We start from the raw sequence: 17,753 nt of genomic DNA, 5'->3' as shown, positions 1-17,753 counted from the left end.
ACGCGCCAGCGCGGCCTGTCCTTGAGGCTTTGGAGAATCGCATCTCATCATCGAAACGGTGTCTTGAGGCGCACAAAGCGCCCTCAAGCACCTCTCAGCAAAATCCTTCACGTCTCCGACCGCGCAGCGCTTGCACCCTGCCCGCCCTTTTTCGAAAGACGGGGGCGGGTGGGTGGGACGGCTTTCGAAAAAGGGCGTCCCAACGTCTCAAAACGGCGCCTCAACATCGCCCATGCGCACATAGACCGACTTCACCTGGCTGTAATGCTCAATGGCCGCCTTCGAATTCTCGCGCCCCACGCCCGATGCCTTCACCCCACCAAAGGGCGCCTCGACCGGTGCGTCATTGTAGCTGTTGATGAAACAAGTCCCCGCCTCGAACCCCGCAACCACACGGTGCGCACGGGCCAGGTCGCGGGTGAACACGCCGGCGGCCAACCCGAACTCCGTGTCATTGGCCCGGGCCAGAACCTCGGCCTCATCCTCGAAATCCAAGACCGCCATGACGGGGCCAAAAATCTCTTCGCGCGCAATGGTCATGCCGTCGGTCACATCGGCAAAAACGGTCGGCTCCAGGTAAAACCCGTCCCGATCCAAACGCGCACCCCCGGTCACCAGCCGCGCGCCCTCGTCCTGCCCCTTGGCGATATAGCCCTGTACGATCTTCATCTGGCCTTCACTGACCATCGGACCAAAGCTCGTCTCGGGGTCCTGCGGATCGCCGATCACCGCCTTGCCCAGCCGCTCTGTCAGACGGGCCAGGAACGCCTCCTTGATGCCCGTCTGCACAAACACCCGCGTGCCGTTGGAACACACCTGCCCAGAGGAATAGAAGTTGGCCATGATCGCCCCCGACACCGCATTCTCGACATCGGCGTCGTCAAAGATGATCAGGGGCGACTTGCCGCCCAGTTCCATGGTGACGTGCTTCATCTCGGCGGCTGCGGCGGCATAGACCTTGCGCCCCGTGGGCACCGATCCGGTCAGCGATACCTTGTCGACGCGGCTGTCCGACACCAGCGCCGCGCCCACATCGCCAAGGCCCTGCACCACGTTGTAAACGCCCGCAGGCGCGCCTGCCTCGTGCAGGATCTCCGCCACTTTCAGGGCGCATAGCGGCGTCGTCTCGGACGGTTTGAACACCATCGTGTTGCCGCAGGCGAGCGCAGGCGCCCCCTTCCAACTGGCGATCTGGGTGGGATAGTTCCACGCACCGATCCCGACGCACACGCCCAACGGCTCGCGGCGCGTATAGACCCAATCGTCGCCCAACTGGATATGCTCGCCCGTCAATGTCGCCGCCATACCACCGAAATACTCCAGCGCATCCGCGCCCGAGGTGGCATCGGCCACGCTCGTCTCCTGATAGGGCTTGCCGGTGTCAAACGTCTCCAGCACCGACAGATCGTGGTTGCGCGCGCGCATGATGTCGGCGGCACGGCGCAGGATGCGGCCACGCTCGGTGCCGGTCATTGCGGCCCACGCGGCCTGTGCGGCGCGCGCGGCGTTCAGCGCATGATCAATGATCGCGGGCGTCGCGGAATGGACACGGCCAATGACCTCACCCGTCGCGGGATAGATCACGTCGATCGGCGTGCCTGCCGTGTCTTCAACATAGGCCCCATTGATGAAATGGCTGGCGGTCGGTTGGGTGTGCATTCAAATCCTCATGTTTCTGAGCGGGGCGGCAGGCCAGGCCCACCGCCCGCGCGATGTCTATTCTGCCGGGGTCGCGTGCACGCTGCGCAGATCGCCCAGAGTGTCCCGATGCGTCATGATCCAGGCCAGGCCCGCCACGTACATACCGATGACAACGGTGCCGACCCACTGGATCTGCAACCACTGGCTCTGGAACAGCAGCGTCAGCACAAACAGCAGGGACGCGTTGCCCAGCACGTACTGCACCTTGCCAAAGCGGTCTGCGGTCACGTTCAGGTTGTCGGTGTAAAGCCGGATCAGCGAGTCAAACGAGTTGATCACGAACAGGATGCCCACAACCGTCATTGACCAGTTCACAAGGCCGGTCATGTCGATGCTGTTCAGGTGATACCAGTAGGCAACCGTGAACCAGATGCCCAAGGGGATCGACGGAAAGATCAGAAGGGCGGCCAGCAACTGCCACGTCATCAACCCGCCTACAAAGCGCGAAGTGAACTGCCCGATCATGATCGACCACGCGAACCACCAGAACAAGTAGAACTCGTGATACTCAGTCAGCGGGATGATGAACTTGTGGATGTTGGCAAAGTAGCCGCCGATGTTGCTGCCCGTAGACAAGAACTCACCAAAGCCCATGCCCGCATTGATCCACATGCCGCCGATCAGCGCAAAGAACACGAATGTCGAGGCCACCGACAGAACCTTTACGTACTTGATGTCGGTCGACGAATAGGACGCCGCCAGGATCACCAGGAAGCAGATGATGTAGAAGGCCGGGATCACCGTTTCACCATCGCCCACCTCGGGGATGTAGTAGGGCATGTAAATCAGGAACAGCGCGCCGGTGAAGGCGCAGGTCGTAATGATCACCAGGTTGTTCAGCAGCTTCACAATCCCGTTCTCAAAGAACTTCACCCGCGGCTCGATGGCGCAGAAGTAGAAGGCCGTGAGGAAATAGAACGCCCAGATCAGAAAGCCCCAGAACCCGAACTCCAGCGCCAGCGGATTGGTGAACGCATAGGCGGGCTCGGCCGCCGTGTCGGCATAAAGCGGGAAGTCAAAGGCGATCGGGAACATGATCAATCCCACGTCCAGGCCGGACGTAAAAAGGATCGCGATGAACACGAACAGGCTGACAGGTTGCGGCCCGGTCAGGCGCACGTTCCAGTATTTGATCGTCACGAACACGACCAGCACAAAGGCCAGCAGCACCCCGAATGAGATAATCGTCGTAAGCATGAATAAGGTCCCTCCATATCGACCCGTTGGCTACGGTGCTTTTGTCAATCCATCACGCGCCCGCACCCAAGGCTTGATGTGACGGTTTATTCTCCGCGCGGAAAGCGCTGATTTTCTTCCAGAATGTTCAGATCCATATGATTGCGCATGTACCGCTCGGATGCTTTTTGCAGCGGCTGGTGATCCCAGGGATAATACCCACCTTGGCGCAAAGCCTCATAGACAACCCAGCGCCGCGCCTGGCTTTCGCGCACATCAGCGTCGAACCGCTCAAGATTCCAGCGCGCGTCCGCCTTTGCCTGCAATTGCATCAGTGTCCCCTGATGGGCAGGCACCTCGGCCAGATTGGTCAGCTCATGCGGGTCCGCCTCCAGATCAAACAGCTGATCGGGGTCGAGCGCGCATCGGTTATACTTCCACTTGCCATAGCGCAACGACACCATGGGCGCATAGGACGCCTCGGCCGCATATTCCATCGCAACGGGTTCGGTGCGCTCTACCCACTGCCCCTGCGGCACCAGCGACTGGCCCGCCGTCCACGGCATCACCTCGGACATGTCCACGCCCGCCAGATCACACAGCGTCGGGCACACGTCGATATTGCTGACCGGATCAGTGACCAACCCAGGCTCCATCGACGGGGCCGCAATCATCAGCGGCACCCGGGCCGAGCCCTCGTAGAACGACATCTTGAACCACAGCCCCCGCGCGCCCAACATGTCGCCGTGGTCTGACACGAACAGGATGATCGCCTCCTGACGCATGCCCTCGAGTGCTGCCAGCACTTCACCGATCTTGTCATCGAGATAGGAGATATTGGCGAAATACGCGCGTCGCGAGCGGCGGATATCCTCGTCTGAGATGTTGAAGTTATCCCGGTCATTGGCATCCAGAATGCGCTGCGCGTGCGGGTCCTGATCCTCGTAGGGGATCGGACCAACCTCGGGCATCAGGTGGTCGCAGTCCTCATACAGGTCCCAATACTTCTTTCGTGCCACATAAGGATCATGCGGGTGCGTAAAGCTCACAGTCAGACACCAGGGGCGCGGATCATGACCCCGCCCAAGGTCATAGATCTTGCGCGTCGCATGATACGCCACTTCGTCATCATATTCGAGCTGGTTGGTGATCTCGGCCACGCCCGCGCCGGTGACGGACCCCATGTTGTGATACCACCAATCAATGCGCTCACCCGGCTTGCGGTAATCCGGCGTCCAGCCGAAATCGGGCGGGTACACATCAGTGGTCAACCGCTCCTCAAACCCGTGCAGCTGGTCAGGCCCGACAAAGTGCATCTTGCCCGACAGGCAGGTCTGGTAACCCGCGCGGCGCAGATGATGGGCATAGGTGGGGATCGACGACGCAAACTCGGCGGCATTGTCATAAACACCCGTCGCACTCGGCAACTGGCCCGACATGAACGCAGCCCGGCCCGGCGCACACAGGGGCGAGGCGGTGTAGGCGTTGCGAAACCGGGTGGACCGGGCCGCCAAAGCCTTCAGGTTCGGGGCATGCAGCCAATCGGCGGGGCCATCCGGAAACAGCGTCCCATTCAACTGGTCCACCATGAAAATCAATATGTTGGGCTTCGTCATTGATGCCGTCCCGTCAACGTATCCAGCGCCCGCAGGGCCGTCGCCTTGGCCGCATCCCGCGACGCGTCCTTGGCCAGTGCCGCCCGCAGGTACAGCCCATCAATCAACGCCCCCAGCATCTCGGCATCGCCGCGCGGATCACTGCTGATCCCGCGCAGCGCATGGGTCAGGTTCGACCGCAACCGACGCTGATACAGCACCAGCAGACGATGCGTTTCAGGATGGGTCGTGGCATGGGCATAGAGGGTCATCCACGCGCCCACGGTGGCAGGCGTAAAGGACGACGGCGCAAAGCTCGCCTCGATCAACGCCTCTGCCCGCCCCCTCGGGGTCCGGGCCACACGCAACGCGTCAACAACCTCCACACCAAAATCGCGCAGGATCTGCTCCATCGCCGCTAGGAATATCTGGTGCTTGCCGCCAAAGTAGTGATGCGCCAGGGCCGTAGACATGCCCGCGCGTTTCGCAATCTGGCCCACGGTCACGTCAAGGGACCCCGCAGCGCCAATCTCGGCAATCGTCGCCTGCACCAGCGCAGCACGCCGGATCGGCTCCATTCCAACTTTGGGCATACGCCCCCCTCATGGTTCGGATGACACGCATGGTGACGGTTTTTTATTGATCCGTCAATCAATAAAAATTCTACAGCTTGGTGGCCGGGCTTGGCGGTGTGATGGGGCGGCGTTTCAGCACCGCCTCCCGCCAGGTGATGAACGACACCGCCGCCAGGATCAGCGCCCCGCCCAGGATCACCCAGATGTCCACCGGCTCGGCAAACACCAGCACGCCCAGCAGCACGGCCCAGACCAATTGCAGGAACGTCACCGGCTGCGTCACGGTCACGGGTGCGGCGGCAAATGCCATCGTCATCGTGTAGTGCCCCGCGGTCGCGAAACAGGCGACCAGGAACAGCAGCCCCAACTCCGCCCCCGTCGGCCACACCCAGTTGGCCAGCGCAAAAGGCGCCAGACAGATGGTCACGACGATGGACAGCATCGCAACGACCACAGCCGGTTTCGCCTCATCCGCCATGATCTTGGCCAGCAGGTAAGATCCCGCAAAGCTGACCGCGCAGAACAGCATCGCAATATGCCCCGGCGCCACTTCGCGAAAACCGGGGCGCAGGATCACGGCTGTCCCGATCAGTGCGACCGCAATGGCCGCAATCCGGCGCATCGCCAACCGCTCGCCCAGAAACAGGGCCGCACCGATGCTGACATAGACCGGGGCCAGGTAATTCATCGCCGTCACCTCGGCGATGGGAATGCGGGTCATGGCAAAGAACCACAGGATCACACCGCCCGTATGAAACGCCCCGCGCAGCGTGAACAGCCGCCATTGCCGCCCAGTCAGATGCGCAGCCCTCAGCGCCGGCAGCATCGGCAGCAGAAACACCAGCCCCAGCAAATAACGCAGAAACGCCGCCTCCGCCGGCGGAATACGGTCGCCCATGTATTTCACCAGCGCCGTGACCGCGACAAAGCAAAAGCCGGTCACCAGCATCCAGAAGATGGCAACAAGCGGACGAGAGGGGGAAGACGTCATGCGCCCATCAATCCCAAAACCAGGGGCAAGCACAAGGCGTCAGAGCAACAGCAGCTTTAGCGCAAGGGCCCACATCGTCAGCGCGATGATCCCGTCCAACACCTGCCACGCCCGTGGACGGGCAAAAAGCGGCGCAATCACCCGCGCCCCGTACCCCAGAAGAAGGAAAAACAGGATACTCGCCGCAGACGCCCCAATACCAAACGCCAGGCGGTCGGGATATTGCGACGACACGGATCCGATCAATACGACAGTGTCCAGATAGACATGCGGGTTCAGCCAGGTGATGGCCAGCACGGTCGCCACCGCCCCGCGCAGCGATTGCGTCTCGGACCCGGATGTGTCCAGCGCGGCGCCCCCACGCCAGGCCGACCGCGCATTTTGCCAGCCGTACCACAGCAGAAACAGCGCACCGCCATAGCGCATCAGCGGCTCGAACCAGGGCACGGCCGACGCAAGCGACCCGAATCCGAAGACACCCGCAGTGATCAGGATCACTTCGGACACCGAACAGGCCACGACGGTCCAGAACACATGCGCACCACGCAAACCCTGTCGCAAGACAAACGCATTTTGCGCCCCAATAGCGAGGATAAGAGACAAAGAGAGCAAGAAACCGGGAAGAAATGACGCCATCATTGTGCCCACATGCAAACCCGGTGAGGCTTAGCTATATCAGCTTCGCACCGCAAGCCCGCACGAGCTATACGTTTTTTGCACAGCAGCCTTGCAGAATTGTGCAGAGCAATCCCGGGCATCGCTTCCTATATCGGTCCGACCCGCGTGGCAGACCACGCGTTCACTGCTGCCAGCATATGTCATCTGATACAGGTATCACGTTGATCTGATCTTTGATGATTGGCGTATGACCTTTCAGACCCCATATGCTGGTCAACGATAACAAGGATGAAATCCGATGCTTGACGATACACATACCGTCGATCTGACCAAGCAGGACCTCGAACTGATTGAGGCTGCCTTGCAGACCCAGGAAAAGATCCTGTCCGTGCAAAGCCGCGCGGGTGGGGCAGCTGCGCGCACCCGGTTGAACGACCTCAAGGGCCTGATGCGCCGTTTGCGCCGTCAAACCCCCGCCCCCCATGCCGATGGCACCCAAAGCTGGAGCCAGGTGGCGCGGCAACTGTTCTTCTGATCCTCAGCAGAACAGCCGACCGCAGCAGGAATAGGCGCCGCCTCTGGTGACAGGGCGGCGCTTTGTTTTTCCGACCGGAAAGATGCCGACGCAAGCGAGGCGGAACACCCGCGTCGCAGTCGAGTGGGCCAAACACGCCCTGCACTGGAATGACGTGGCATAACAGACCAACCCAGTTTACGACCTGATACGGCGGCGGCTGCTCAGCACTCGGCATCCGGGCGCGGCAGATGGTCCTGAACCTCAATGGCATACCCACCTGAGCCGGACCGCTGCGGCGTGCCGTCCTTCAGCGCGAACCGCGCAATACCGTCGGCGTGGTCACGTAGCGGGTCCCTGGCCCAGTCCCGCGCGGTCCCGGATGCCGCCCCGATGGCCGACGAGGCCGCACGCGCCACGCGCGGAGTGGCCGCGCTTGTCCCACCCTGGCGCACGAACGTCCCGCTGCGCGATCCGGCGCTCAAGACCCCGGGCAGGACAAAGCTGTCGTCGCCCTTGGCCGCCAGATCCGGCCCATCACGGTCAGAACCTTGGGGCGATGACGGACGGTTCAGCGGACCCGCACCCGAATAAAGCGACACGACCTCCTCGCGTTCGGTATATGAGGCAACGGTGATGGGGGACTGCCCGCAGGCAAACCCGCTGATCGTCATGGCGCGCCGGATCGGCGAGGGCGTGTCCTTCGGATCCACCGCCAATGGCAGTCCGAACTTACCAAAGCGCCGGTAATCATCGTTGCTGAAAAAGGCCTGCCTGCCGCCCGGCCGGAACCCGGGCAACGTCTCGTCGCGCCGGATCCAGACCTCGACCGGCGGCACCTCTGTGGGCTCGGCGCCAAGGTCACGGATGATCTCCAGCCGCCAGGTGCCCGAGGGGGCCAGAACCTCATCCAGATGACTGGCGGTCGCATTGATGTTCAGCAGGAACAGCCCGCGCATGACAGGGGCGCCGACAAACTCATACGACAACCGCGCAGCCTCGCGCCCGTTGTCATCAATCAAACGCTGCGACATCGTATCTGTCGTACCGATCAGAGACAGGGCGCCATGCGGCGTCTCCACACTCACCTGAACGGGCGCAGGCTCAACGCTGCCGTTAAACGGGGTCCAGATCTGCACCTCCGACGTCGTACGATCATCGGGCAGCACATCTAGATCCAGCTTGGTCTTGGCCCCCGCGGCCTGCGCATGCAGGCGGCGCAGGTTGCTGTTGCCTGCGGGCAAAGTCAGCCACGCCCTTTGCGGGCATTGCGCATGCGCGCCAAAGTAATACTCAAAAAGCATCGCAAACAGGCCGGTGCCGTCATGCGGCCCTCCCGAGTTGCCATAGGAAAAGTTGAACTGCACCGGGGCATGGCCCGCTTGTGTCCTAAACCGGCGCGCCTGTTTCACAAGCATATGAAACGCAAGGTACAGGCTGGGCAAAAAGCTGACCCCGGTGGTGTCCTCGACCACCCGCGCAGGAAGGGCCGCACAGATAATGGGCCTGTTCTCGACCTGATCCTCCATCGCATAGCCCGCGGCCAGCGCGGTGACATGCGTGCCGTGCGACCGTCGCAAGGCAACAGTCGAAAAGACCTGCGTGCGAAAATTTACCTGTCCCGTGGCAGTGTAAAACAGATCCTCGTCCAAAAAGGCCCCGCGGGTGCACTGGCTCAGCAGATCTTCGATGTCGTCCTGCATCAACGCACGACCCACTGACGCCCGCGACCCCCGCACCAACGGCTCAGCCTCCAGAATCGCGGCAAACTGAACACGGCTGGCCGTCGGCCCGGTGCGAAAGAGGTTGTGGGCGATGCCGATCCCGTCATCAATCACCGCCATCACGACGGTGTCCTCGCTCACCGGGATCTCGGTCATTGGCGGGGGCGTCGCGTGTCGGTCCAGAAACCGCCTAGGTGTCTCCGCCCCAAGCAGAAGCGACAGAATCCCATAGGCCTCCGGTTCCATGTTGAAGGCTGCAATGGCAGTTTGTCGGGCGAACACGACCAGAGGCTGGCGCGACGCGGGCACAGTCCGGTCCTCAGCATCATAGGCCACGGGAATGATGATATCCTCGGCAAGCGGTGCCGCCCGCTCTGCAAAATCATCAATACTGCCCTCGATCTCCAACAGAACGGACCACCAGTCCTCAGGCTCATCGACGTGAATGGCACGGCCAAGCCGGAAATCTGCCGTTTGGCTCAGGACATCATCTTGCGCGGGCTTGGCCGCGGACCATCTCAACATGCTCGCCCCCTACCCTGCGCCGCCAATATCGGCCCATTCGCTGACGGCCTTGTCCCACAGCCACGACAGGATCGCGGACGCGTTGCCCGTGCCCCGCCGGTCGGCCACGGACGTGCCCCAGACACAGCCATCATGCTCCATCCGCGGGGACATCATGTCGTCGTTGACATCATAGATCTGGGTCCAGTCGAAATCCTCCGTCGCGCTAAAGGCGGGCCCGTCGAAACTGCTCGAGGTCCATTGCGTCCCCTTGACCTCCGCCTCGATATGCTGCGCCAGCGTCAGGCCAAGGATCGCGCCCGCAACGCTGTCCACGGGGAAATGCACGCCCGCCACGGTGCGGTTGATGGCGATGCGCGCCGCCTGCCGCATCAGCATCTGGCCCCAGTAATCCTCTTGATATTGGGGCGCGTTGCTGGCGCGCAGCAGCTTCCACAGCAGGCGCGCGATCATGAATGCCTCGGTGGCGTGGCCACTGGGCAGGGTGGCATGGGTCGGCGTCGGGATCATCGGCTGCACCTGCGGCGAAAACTCGATGGGCCGCTTGACGCCCAGCGAATACTTCGTGCGCTGGATCACGGTAAAGGAAAACGCGGCACAGGCCTCAAGCAACGCCATGGTATGGGGCGTGCGGTCCGGACCAAGATAGCCGATGGTGGCGTAAAACGGCTCGGACAGACCAATTTGCGCTGTCACCTCGGCCAATCGGTCGCTGCGGATCTGGGCATAGCCGATCACGTAGTCCAGCTGTTTGGCCAACTGCTTTGTATCCGGCGCGGTCATCTCGACCATCTTAACCTCGCGCTCACCACCCTGTCGGCGCCCCATCCGGCGCCAGACGGTCGTGGTCGGCCCGGCCTCGGACAACGATGCGGTGACCTCGACGCTCGGCGCCAGCTCTGACAGGTAAAGGGCTGCGCGCACTTCGGGGGACAGGCGCTTGATCGTCTCGGGATCATCCCACCCACCCGGAGCAGGACAGGTGATCGTGTCGATCTTGCTCGACACGATCCCGTCCCGGTTGGTGGTCAGCGCCAGCGCGGCTTCCGGGCTTTCACCGCCGAAGCCGCTGAACCCGGAAAACCCGCTAAATCCGCTGAAGCCCGAAAACCCGCTGAAACCACTGAACCCGCTAAACCCTGAAAAGCCACTAAATCCACTTTCTCTTGGCATAACCCCACCCTTTCCTTCTTTGAAATCAATCCGGAATCCCAAGATCCCGAAGCATGGTCGAAAATTGATCGCCAACCGCATATCCGGCACTCGGCGATGATCTGAGCCAGGAACTGACGCGCAGCCCCGGTTGCATGTCCATAAGCTCCGCCGCCGTGCGCCGCCCGCCATCGCCGTCACCGGCGCCCAGCTGGGCCACCGCCAACATGCGCATGGTCGACACGTGGGTGCGGTTCAGCCGCAGCGACTCCTTGGCCAGCGTCACCGCACGGTCGTAATCGCCCACCGCGATGCACGATCCTGCAGCCAGCGCGAGAAAGAAGAAACGATGCGGATCCAGCGGCGTCAGATGCAGCGCGCGTTCGGTATCGCGCTTGCCCTCACCCCCGCGGTCGGTAAAGGACCGCAACATGCCCCGCAGCGCGCGGCCATTGGCGTCGTTGGGATTGGATGCAAGGGCCGCGCTGTACCTGTCTTCGGCCGCATCCAGACGACGCGCCAGATGCACCAGCGCCTGGCCCTCACACACAAGGGCATGGGTATGGTGCGGATCAAGATCCAGCGCCATGGCGGTCAATTCCAGTGCGGTTTCAGAACCCGTGCGCGCATCCGTCCAACCCTGCACGGAGTTCAGCACATGCCAACGCGCCTTCCAGGCCAGCGGCGTGGGATGGTTCGGCGCCTGTTCGATCACATGCTCCAACAGCACCCGCGCCATCTGAAAATCGCGCGGTACAAAACGGTGCATCAATCCGACAGCGCCGTGCAGGATGCTGAACAGCTTGAGATCCCGCAGATGTTGCGCGCCCACACGGCGCACCTCGTTCAGCATGATGGCGCGCTGGATGTGCGCCACGATCATCTCGACGCCCTCGGTCTGTGCGGCCAGAGGATCGAAGGTCGTTTGCACCCGGTCCGACCACAGCATGAACCCGCTCTCGATCTCGGAAAACTCAAGCGAAGCAACGATTTGGGTGCCATGGGCCACGACAAAACCCGTCAATGCAAAATCCGCGTTCAGCTTGCGGCCCAGCACCTCATGGCCCAGATCATTTTGCCCCAGGGTCCGGGTCGACAACTGCGAGATGACGTTCACATCATCCAGCACACTCAGCGCCTTGGCGATCTCGCTGGCAAAGAACGTGCCGAACACGTCCGCGTCCTGCCCGCCCTTCGATATGAACGGGACAACGACAAGGGTCGGCAGCATGTCCCGCGGGTCCAGCTGCGGCGCGATGGCCCGATTGGACAGCGGCATCTGGGCTTCTGCAAACCCGGTCGCGTTCTGGTCCACGCTCCAGGACGGCTGAACCTCGCCCTGCAGCACATAACCGCGCTTCGGCACTGTCTTCAGGATGGATTTGGCACTGTCACCAAGCGCTTGCCGGATATCCTTGATGCACTGCGTCAGGCTGTCATCTGTAACGGCAACATCCGCCCACACGGTCGAGATCAGATCGTCGCGCGACACCAGCGCGCCATTCTGCTTCGCCAAATGTCGCAGCACCTGCAAGGATTGCGCACGCAAAGAGATGTCCCGCCCGTTCGGATCTATCAACCGATCAGAGACCGGAACATAGGTAACCGGGCCCAGCCGGACCAAGTCACCCCTATCGCCTGTCCCGTCCATAAGCCGAAACGCTCCCATCCAAGGGTGTAACGCCTGCGTTCGTGCCTCCCCCCGAAGTTGAAGGTGCCGCATTTCCCGGGGCGGACCAACCCTTTTTTTCAGGGCCGTTAACACGAGGATATCTCGCGCAGGAAAAGACTTGTGTCACTGGCCTGTGCGCAGCGCAGGTCTTGCAGACCAATGGTTTGCAGGGTGCGCAGGGATGTGGCCTTGATCGACACGCCCTCAGCCCCTTCGCACAGGTGCAACGGCAGGTGTGCCTCCTCGATCAGAAAACCGACACATGCGGGCACCACCGACGACAGCATCACCAACCAGCCCGCCCGGCCCAACTGCGCCTGGGCAAGGCCGACGCTCGGGTTGGGCGACGGGATCAGCGCGATCACGTCTCTCAAGGGTTCGAGCCGCAGAACCGCGTCCTCCAGCCCCCCATAAAGCGGAGCGACACATCCGGGCCGCGCCCAGTTCCGGGTGACGCCGAACCCGACACGGGGCGCAAGGTCCGTGCAAAACGTCCACATCGCACCGGTCGCCGTGCCATCGTCCAGATGCCCGCGCCAGCCATAGCTTGCACCGATGCTCAGCCCTTCGGGCGCCACATCCGCATCAAGGACAAGCCGCTCCTGCCCGTGGTTCAACAGACGCCGTTGCCGCCAAACCCCCGTTTCACACGACACGACCGGCTCGAACGTGGCGGCGACCCCGGGAACATAGGGAAAAATCGTAATGTCATGAACCGTCCGGGTCGTGATCTGCATGTGGCCTGTCTTGTCTTGCTACACCGAAAACGGGGGCGCCGCGCCCGGCAGCGCCCCGAACCTCTTCACTTCTGATCAGGCCCCGGGCACGCGCCCAGCAGCGCCATGACCGGCAAATGGTCCGACTGGGTATAGGCCGGGTCAAAGCTGGGCGGGATCTGTACCTTGGCCGGCGCATGGCTGTCGAAAACATAGTCGCCCGCGCGATTGCCCTTGGCGATGCCGCCACCGGGCGCGTTCCAGTTCCCGCCGGTATTGTTCTGACAACAGCTAAAGGGTTGATCCGGCCCGATATGCACCTCGGTCTGGATGTCCGCCTGCGCAAAGGGACGCCAGGACCGCGTGGTCAAAACCCCGCGCGACCAGTCCCACCCCGCCTCGTTGAAATCCCCGGTGACAATGACCCGGTAGGCACGCTCGGCCTCGCTCAGGGTGCGCCACTGAATGGCCTCGCTCAGCTTCTCGGTCAGCAGGTCGAACCCGTATTCGCGCCCATGCCCGTTGTGCACATTGACAAAGATCACGCCGCCATCGCCTTCGGTCTCGGCGCAGATCAGGATCTGAAACGGGCGCCCGCCACTCAGGGCACTCTCGATCGGTTCATGGGCCAGATAGTACCGCTCCGGATCATAGTAACAGGCGATGGTTTCCTGCCGCGACTTGCCATGCACCGCCTCCATCCGCCCAAGCGTGCGCGGCGCATGGTAGGTCAGCTCCCAGAACCGGCTCGCCTCCTGCAGCCCGACAAAAGCGTAGTTCGGAACACCCAGCCTCGATGGGAGCCCGTCAATGCAATGCGCCATGTTCAGCGCGCATTCGGTCAGCTTCTCGTGGCCCGGCACAATGGGACAGGCCTGGCACATCGGCCCGCAAGACCCGCGGCCCGAGGTATGGGTCATCGCCTCCCAGCAGACATTGTAGGTCAGGACAAGCGTGTCCGCAGTGTCATCTAATGGCATGTTAAAATCCAATTCACTGGTGAAAAATGGTCCCGCCCCGGTCACTCACGGGGCGGGACATTGGGCTCAGCCCGCATAGGCGACGGCGGCCTCATCGTCGGCACTGGCTTCAATGGCCATCATGACGGCATTGGCGCCCATCCCCAGGATCGAACATCCCGCAACCGCCCAGATCGAAATGGTCTTGGTCGGCTTGGACACCTCCTTGAGCAGGCCAAACCATAGGAACTGCGCGACAATGGGCGAAATGATGCCCCGCGCAATCGCAAGACCCGAGGAAAAGCCACCGGCGATCGCCTGGGCAACGGCCATAACGGTGTGCACCAGGCCCCATATGATCAGCCGGATGATGTTCACAAGCCCGGTGTCCTTGCCAAAGCGGACCTTGGCAAACCACAAGACTGCGCCGAACACCGGACCCAACGCCAACTGCATGATCCAGACAATCGCACCATAGGCCTTGCCGGACCCGCAGCCCGGCGCGGGGGCATCGCTGGAATTCAGCCATGGCGCCGAAAACACAGACGACAACAGCCGCAGGATCCAGGTACACGCGCCCACCAGCCCGGTGACAACGCTGCCAAAGTCAAAGGCCTTGATCTTCTTGATGCCGGGGCCCTCGTCGATGTTTGCAAGCTGCTTGGCGCCAACGATCATGTTCTGTAGCGGCTCGACAAAGATGCGGAAAACAAAGGTGCCAAAGGCGCACCATTGCATGACCTTCTTGACCGAATTGCCGACACCGACCGTCTTGCTCGCCTTGGCCAGGGCCCCGCCGCTCACGCTAAAGCCAGCAGACCGCGCCAGACTTTCAACCGTGACACTGCGCTTGAACTCATCAACGGCGGCCTGGTCCTTGAACGGGGCCGTACCGGTGCCCGCCTTGTACCCGATGGTGGCCGGAACAGCGACCAACAGCGCCATCAGGCCCGTCACGCGAAAGGTCAGCTCCTTGCCGGTAAAGAACTTGTAGATCGGCCCGACAATCGGCACTTCGATATCCGCGGTGGCCGCACGCTTCACCAGTTTCAGCAGCAGGATCAGCAAATCAAAGATCGACAGGATCACACCGCGCGCCAGCGCAATGGCCGTCAGCGACACCGCTTCCAGCACCTTGACCATCCCCGCCATCGCCAGATTGATCATATCGCCACGGCTCGACCCGATCTTGCTGAAATAGCCCAGCGCGTCGTCAAAGGCTTGCTTGCCGTCACCGAACTGAAAGTTCTGGCTCAACTGATCAAGGGTCGCAAGAATGTCGTCCAGCGCTGTTGTATCCTCATCGGCCAGCGCCTGCGCGGCCAGTGCGCCGGACGGATCGCGCGCCTGCTGATAATTGTCGCGAAACGCGCCGCCCACCGGGTTGTGGGCTGACAGATCGTCCGCCTTTTCCTTGTCGGCGGGTGTCTGATCCTTGTTCGAGAATGAATTGAACGATTCACCCGCGATGTCCTTGGCCCAGGAATCCATCGCCTCCTTCACCCGGTCCGAAATGGTATTCAGCCCCTCCTCGACCTGACCCCGGATGTGTTTGACAGCCACAATCGAAAAGTCGATGCCGACCTCGATCATATGTTCGACGGCCTCACTGGTGCGTGCGATGTCCTTGATGTCAAAAAGAAAGGCGAGCCACTTGTAGAGGTCCTCGAAGAACGCTTTGAGCTTGGCCCAAATGCCTTCAAGGAAATCAAATGCCTGCTGGATCAGCTTGATCGTCTGCTCAACCAGATACTCGATACCGTCGATGACAAGTTTAACAACGGCTTTGACGGCTGAAACGATCTTTTTGATCGGATCAATGATCGTGGTCACCACGATCTCTTTCAGCCCCTCTACAATCGTGGCCACCCCGTTCTTCACGGCCTGCCAAAGATCACCGAAAAACTCCCCGATGGATTGGCCAAGACCCAGGGATCTCATGGCCTCATCGGGCAGGGTGTTCTTGTTGGCGGCGGCGCTCAGGGTGGCGTGCGCCTCGTCTGGCGTGATGTCTTCGACGCGCACGCTGCCCTGATCGGGAAAGCGGATGCGCCAATGCTGTTCGGGGACGGCGGCAAGGTCAAGATGCGCCGGATTGTCGTCCCGCGCCCGGAAATGATAGCGCGGTCCGGGTCGGGAGTTGCCCCAAAGGTACGGCGTCTGCGACATGAGGCGCAGCTGATCCTGTGGCTTGCCCAGCGACATCGTCTTCTGGCTGATCTCGGCCATCGCCTTGGCGTTTTCCTTGCGCTCGTCCTCGGTCGTGCCCGGCACCAGCGGCTCACCATTGGCCTTCTTCTGGGCCAGCAGCTCATCCTCGGTCACCTTGCCCAGCCGGTCCTGCAGATCGGCATTCATCTCGCAGGTGATGGCCTCGTCCTCGCTCATGCCATCAAGGCGCATCACAAGGGTTGGCGAGGACAGCGAATTGGTCACAAACGTGGCCCGGATCACGCCGCTTGGATCGGTCACCAGCCGCACCGGCGCCTCCAGCGGGCCCATCGGATAGCTGCGCCCGTTCAGCCGCAAGGTGCCCGCCGTGTCGCACTTGATCGACACACCGGCGTCGGGCAGCGCCACCTGGGTGCCGTCCTGCACGGTGATCTCGACCGAATGGACCGGCAAGCGGATGGCTTCATCGGGCTGCGCGATGCGCAGATGCTCGGAATACCAGATGGTCGTGCTCGGGTCCTGCCAGAACCGGGTCACGGCTTGCGTGCCGCCGGTCACATCGGTCGAGATCAGGAACGCCTCGGCCAGATCCTGGGCATCCTGCGCCACGGCAAAGACGGCATGGGGCACCGGATTACCCAGCGGGAACGCAATGGTCCAGCCCGTGCGCCCGCGCCGCGCATCTCGGATCTCGCGGATCACATGCAGCCGGTTCTCCTCTCCATCGCCCAGCACAAAGATCGTCACCAGCCCGGTCGCATCCAGCGACACGCGCAGCGCCTCACCGTCCACCCGGTCCGAGATCTTGTCCCAGTCGTCCCACTCGATCCGCCCCGGCTCTGACGGGTACTTCTTCTGGCGCTTGACCCAGACCCCATCCGGGTCGGATGTCTGATTGTCATGGCCGATGGCCACGATGTTCAGCAGGTTGTCGCTGTCTTCGATCACCGCGATGTCACGAACGGTCAGGAACCCCAGATCCTGAAACTCGGTGAACCGGTTGCGGCTGTCGGCGAACCAGACGGACTTGTCCGGCGAAATGGCGTAGATGGCATTCTGGCGAATGTTGTTCTGACAGGTCGCGATCTTCAGCACCTTGGCGCTGCCACCCCCCGGCGCGGACAAGGGCGCCCAATGCTCCGACGCCCAGGCCTCGTCGCCCAGCTGCAGGAAATTGTTGGCCACCGTGCCATCATCGAACACCACATAGGCATAGACCGTGTCATCGAGGGCCACCGCCTTGAACTGCGACAACACCTCGGTCGCCTTTTCCGGTTGCGACACTTTCTGAACATACGCCCCCGTCTCTTCATTGAACTTGGCCAGCGTCAGCGCGCCGCCCTGGTCGATGCCCATGATGTCGGGCGTGTCCGCCCCCTTGACCTTGTTCGGCGCATCGAAAACGGCCAGCGCGCGCGCCTCGAACCCCAGATCGGCGCGGTCGTACTCCGTGGCCTGGCCAGCCGTCCTTCGCATCCGGAACACGTTCTGCCCGGTGCCGACCGTGTACAGATCCAGCCGCCCAGCGTCATTCAGGTGCAGGCTGAAATCCGTGCCCGGCGCCACGGTCTGCACCGGCTCCAGCACTTCGGTAAAGCGGGTGTTGAAAAGGACATTGTCGCTGGCCGGATTGGCCGTGGCGGCGAAAGGATATTGTGCCATG

Annotated in this window: 13 protein-coding genes; 1 reads left to right on the top strand and 12 read right to left on the bottom strand. The window is 62.0% G+C overall.

The features are described from left to right. Window positions 1-207: 207 nt before the first annotated feature. The 6 genes from betB to BWR18_RS04135 all read right to left on the bottom strand — a co-directional run bounded on the left by betB (window position 208) and on the right by BWR18_RS04135 (window position 6,677). Window positions 208-1,659, bottom strand: coding sequence for a betaine-aldehyde dehydrogenase (betB, locus tag BWR18_RS04160; protein ID WP_076626840.1), 1,452 nt, complete (start codon window positions 1,657-1,659; stop codon window positions 208-210). A 57-nt stretch (window positions 1,660-1,716) separates the two neighbouring features. Further along, window positions 1,717-2,898, bottom strand: coding sequence for a BCCT family transporter (locus BWR18_RS04155; protein WP_076626839.1), 1,182 nt, complete (start codon window positions 2,896-2,898; stop codon window positions 1,717-1,719). Window positions 2,899-2,984: 86 nt separating this feature from the next. Next, the gene (betC, locus tag BWR18_RS04150; protein ID WP_076626838.1) at window positions 2,985-4,493 is read right to left on the bottom strand and encodes a choline-sulfatase; all 1,509 of its coding nucleotides are present in this window, start codon (window positions 4,491-4,493) and stop codon (window positions 2,985-2,987) included. Then, window positions 4,490-5,065 carry a choline-binding transcriptional repressor BetI gene (gene betI / locus BWR18_RS04145; RefSeq protein ID WP_076626837.1) on the bottom strand — a complete coding sequence of 192 codons (576 nt, stop codon included), beginning with the start codon at window positions 5,063-5,065 and terminating at the stop codon, window positions 4,490-4,492. The genes betC and betI overlap by 4 nt, the downstream gene beginning before the upstream one ends. A gap of 70 nt (window positions 5,066-5,135) precedes the next feature. Then, window positions 5,136-6,038, bottom strand: coding sequence for a DMT family transporter (locus BWR18_RS04140; protein WP_076630111.1), 903 nt, complete (start codon window positions 6,036-6,038; stop codon window positions 5,136-5,138). A gap of 39 nt (window positions 6,039-6,077) precedes the next feature. Beyond that, a complete protein-coding gene (locus tag BWR18_RS04135; RefSeq protein ID WP_076626836.1) occupies window positions 6,078-6,677 on the bottom strand; it encodes a LysE/ArgO family amino acid transporter in 600 nt (199 codons plus the stop codon). A 277-nt stretch (window positions 6,678-6,954) separates the two neighbouring features. On the opposite strand from BWR18_RS04135, the gene BWR18_RS04130 reads away from it, so the two are divergent. After that, entirely contained in the window at window positions 6,955-7,191 is a 237-nt protein-coding gene (locus BWR18_RS04130; protein ID WP_076626835.1) for a hypothetical protein, read from the top strand. Between the two features lie 203 nt (window positions 7,192-7,394). Here the strand turns inward: BWR18_RS04130 and BWR18_RS04125 are convergent, their stop codons facing one another. The 6 genes from BWR18_RS04125 to BWR18_RS04100 all read right to left on the bottom strand — a co-directional run bounded on the left by BWR18_RS04125 (window position 7,395) and on the right by BWR18_RS04100 (window position 17,752). Then, window positions 7,395-9,419, bottom strand: coding sequence for a S8 family serine peptidase (locus BWR18_RS04125; protein ID WP_076626834.1), 2,025 nt, complete (start codon window positions 9,417-9,419; stop codon window positions 7,395-7,397). A gap of 9 nt (window positions 9,420-9,428) precedes the next feature. Further along, window positions 9,429-10,592, bottom strand: a complete 1,164-nt coding sequence (locus tag BWR18_RS04120; protein ID WP_076626833.1) for a phosphatase PAP2 family protein — start codon at window positions 10,590-10,592, stop codon at window positions 9,429-9,431. 25 nt (window positions 10,593-10,617) lie between these two features. Then, window positions 10,618-12,222: a winged helix-turn-helix domain-containing tetratricopeptide repeat protein gene (locus BWR18_RS04115; protein WP_076626832.1), complete on the bottom strand. Its 1,605-nt coding sequence runs from the start codon at window positions 12,220-12,222 to the stop codon at window positions 10,618-10,620. Window positions 12,223-12,329: 107 nt separating this feature from the next. Further along, complete coding sequence (locus tag BWR18_RS04110) at window positions 12,330-12,980, bottom strand: hypothetical protein (RefSeq protein WP_076626831.1); 651 nt, start codon at window positions 12,978-12,980, stop codon at window positions 12,330-12,332. Between the two features lie 65 nt (window positions 12,981-13,045). Continuing rightward, window positions 13,046-13,939, bottom strand: coding sequence for an endonuclease/exonuclease/phosphatase family protein (locus BWR18_RS04105; RefSeq protein WP_076626830.1), 894 nt, complete (start codon window positions 13,937-13,939; stop codon window positions 13,046-13,048). A gap of 66 nt (window positions 13,940-14,005) precedes the next feature. Further along, window positions 14,006-17,752: a hypothetical protein gene (locus tag BWR18_RS04100; RefSeq protein ID WP_157598647.1), complete on the bottom strand. Its 3,747-nt coding sequence runs from the start codon at window positions 17,750-17,752 to the stop codon at window positions 14,006-14,008. Window position 17,753: the final 1 nt, after the last annotated feature.

Source organism: Tateyamaria omphalii (assembly GCF_001969365.1).
Lineage (GTDB): Bacteria > Pseudomonadota > Alphaproteobacteria > Rhodobacterales > Rhodobacteraceae > Tateyamaria > Tateyamaria omphalii_A.
Note: the sequence above shows the minus strand (reverse complement) of the source record. Positions and strands in the feature narration are given on the sequence as shown.

Excerpts from the sequence above, each read along its gene's own strand:
- betI (WP_076626837.1), bottom strand. The coding sequence starts at position 5,065 with ATGCCCAAAGTTGGAATGGAGCCGATCCGGCGTGCTGCGCTGGTGCAG.
- BWR18_RS04155 (WP_076626839.1), bottom strand. The coding sequence starts at position 2,898 with ATGCTTACGACGATTATCTCATTCGGGGTGCTGCTGGCCTTTGTGCTG.
- BWR18_RS04125 (WP_076626834.1), bottom strand. The coding sequence starts at position 9,419 with ATGTTGAGATGGTCCGCGGCCAAGCCCGCGCAAGATGATGTCCTGAGC.
- betC (WP_076626838.1), bottom strand. The coding sequence starts at position 4,493 with ATGACGAAGCCCAACATATTGATTTTCATGGTGGACCAGTTGAATGGG.
- betB (WP_076626840.1), bottom strand. The coding sequence starts at position 1,659 with ATGCACACCCAACCGACCGCCAGCCATTTCATCAATGGGGCCTATGTT.
- BWR18_RS04110 (WP_076626831.1), bottom strand. The coding sequence starts at position 12,980 with ATGCAGATCACGACCCGGACGGTTCATGACATTACGATTTTTCCCTAT.
- BWR18_RS04100 (WP_157598647.1), bottom strand. The coding sequence starts at position 17,752 with ATGGCACAATATCCTTTCGCCGCCACGGCCAATCCGGCCAGCGACAAT.
- BWR18_RS04135 (WP_076626836.1), bottom strand. The coding sequence starts at position 6,677 with ATGATGGCGTCATTTCTTCCCGGTTTCTTGCTCTCTTTGTCTCTTATC.
- BWR18_RS04140 (WP_076630111.1), bottom strand. The coding sequence starts at position 6,038 with ATGACGTCTTCCCCCTCTCGTCCGCTTGTTGCCATCTTCTGGATGCTG.
- BWR18_RS04115 (WP_076626832.1), bottom strand. The coding sequence starts at position 12,222 with ATGGACGGGACAGGCGATAGGGGTGACTTGGTCCGGCTGGGCCCGGTT.
- BWR18_RS04130 (WP_076626835.1), top strand. The coding sequence starts at position 6,955 with ATGCTTGACGATACACATACCGTCGATCTGACCAAGCAGGACCTCGAA.
- BWR18_RS04120 (WP_076626833.1), bottom strand. The coding sequence starts at position 10,592 with ATGCCAAGAGAAAGTGGATTTAGTGGCTTTTCAGGGTTTAGCGGGTTC.
- BWR18_RS04105 (WP_076626830.1), bottom strand. The coding sequence starts at position 13,939 with ATGCCATTAGATGACACTGCGGACACGCTTGTCCTGACCTACAATGTC.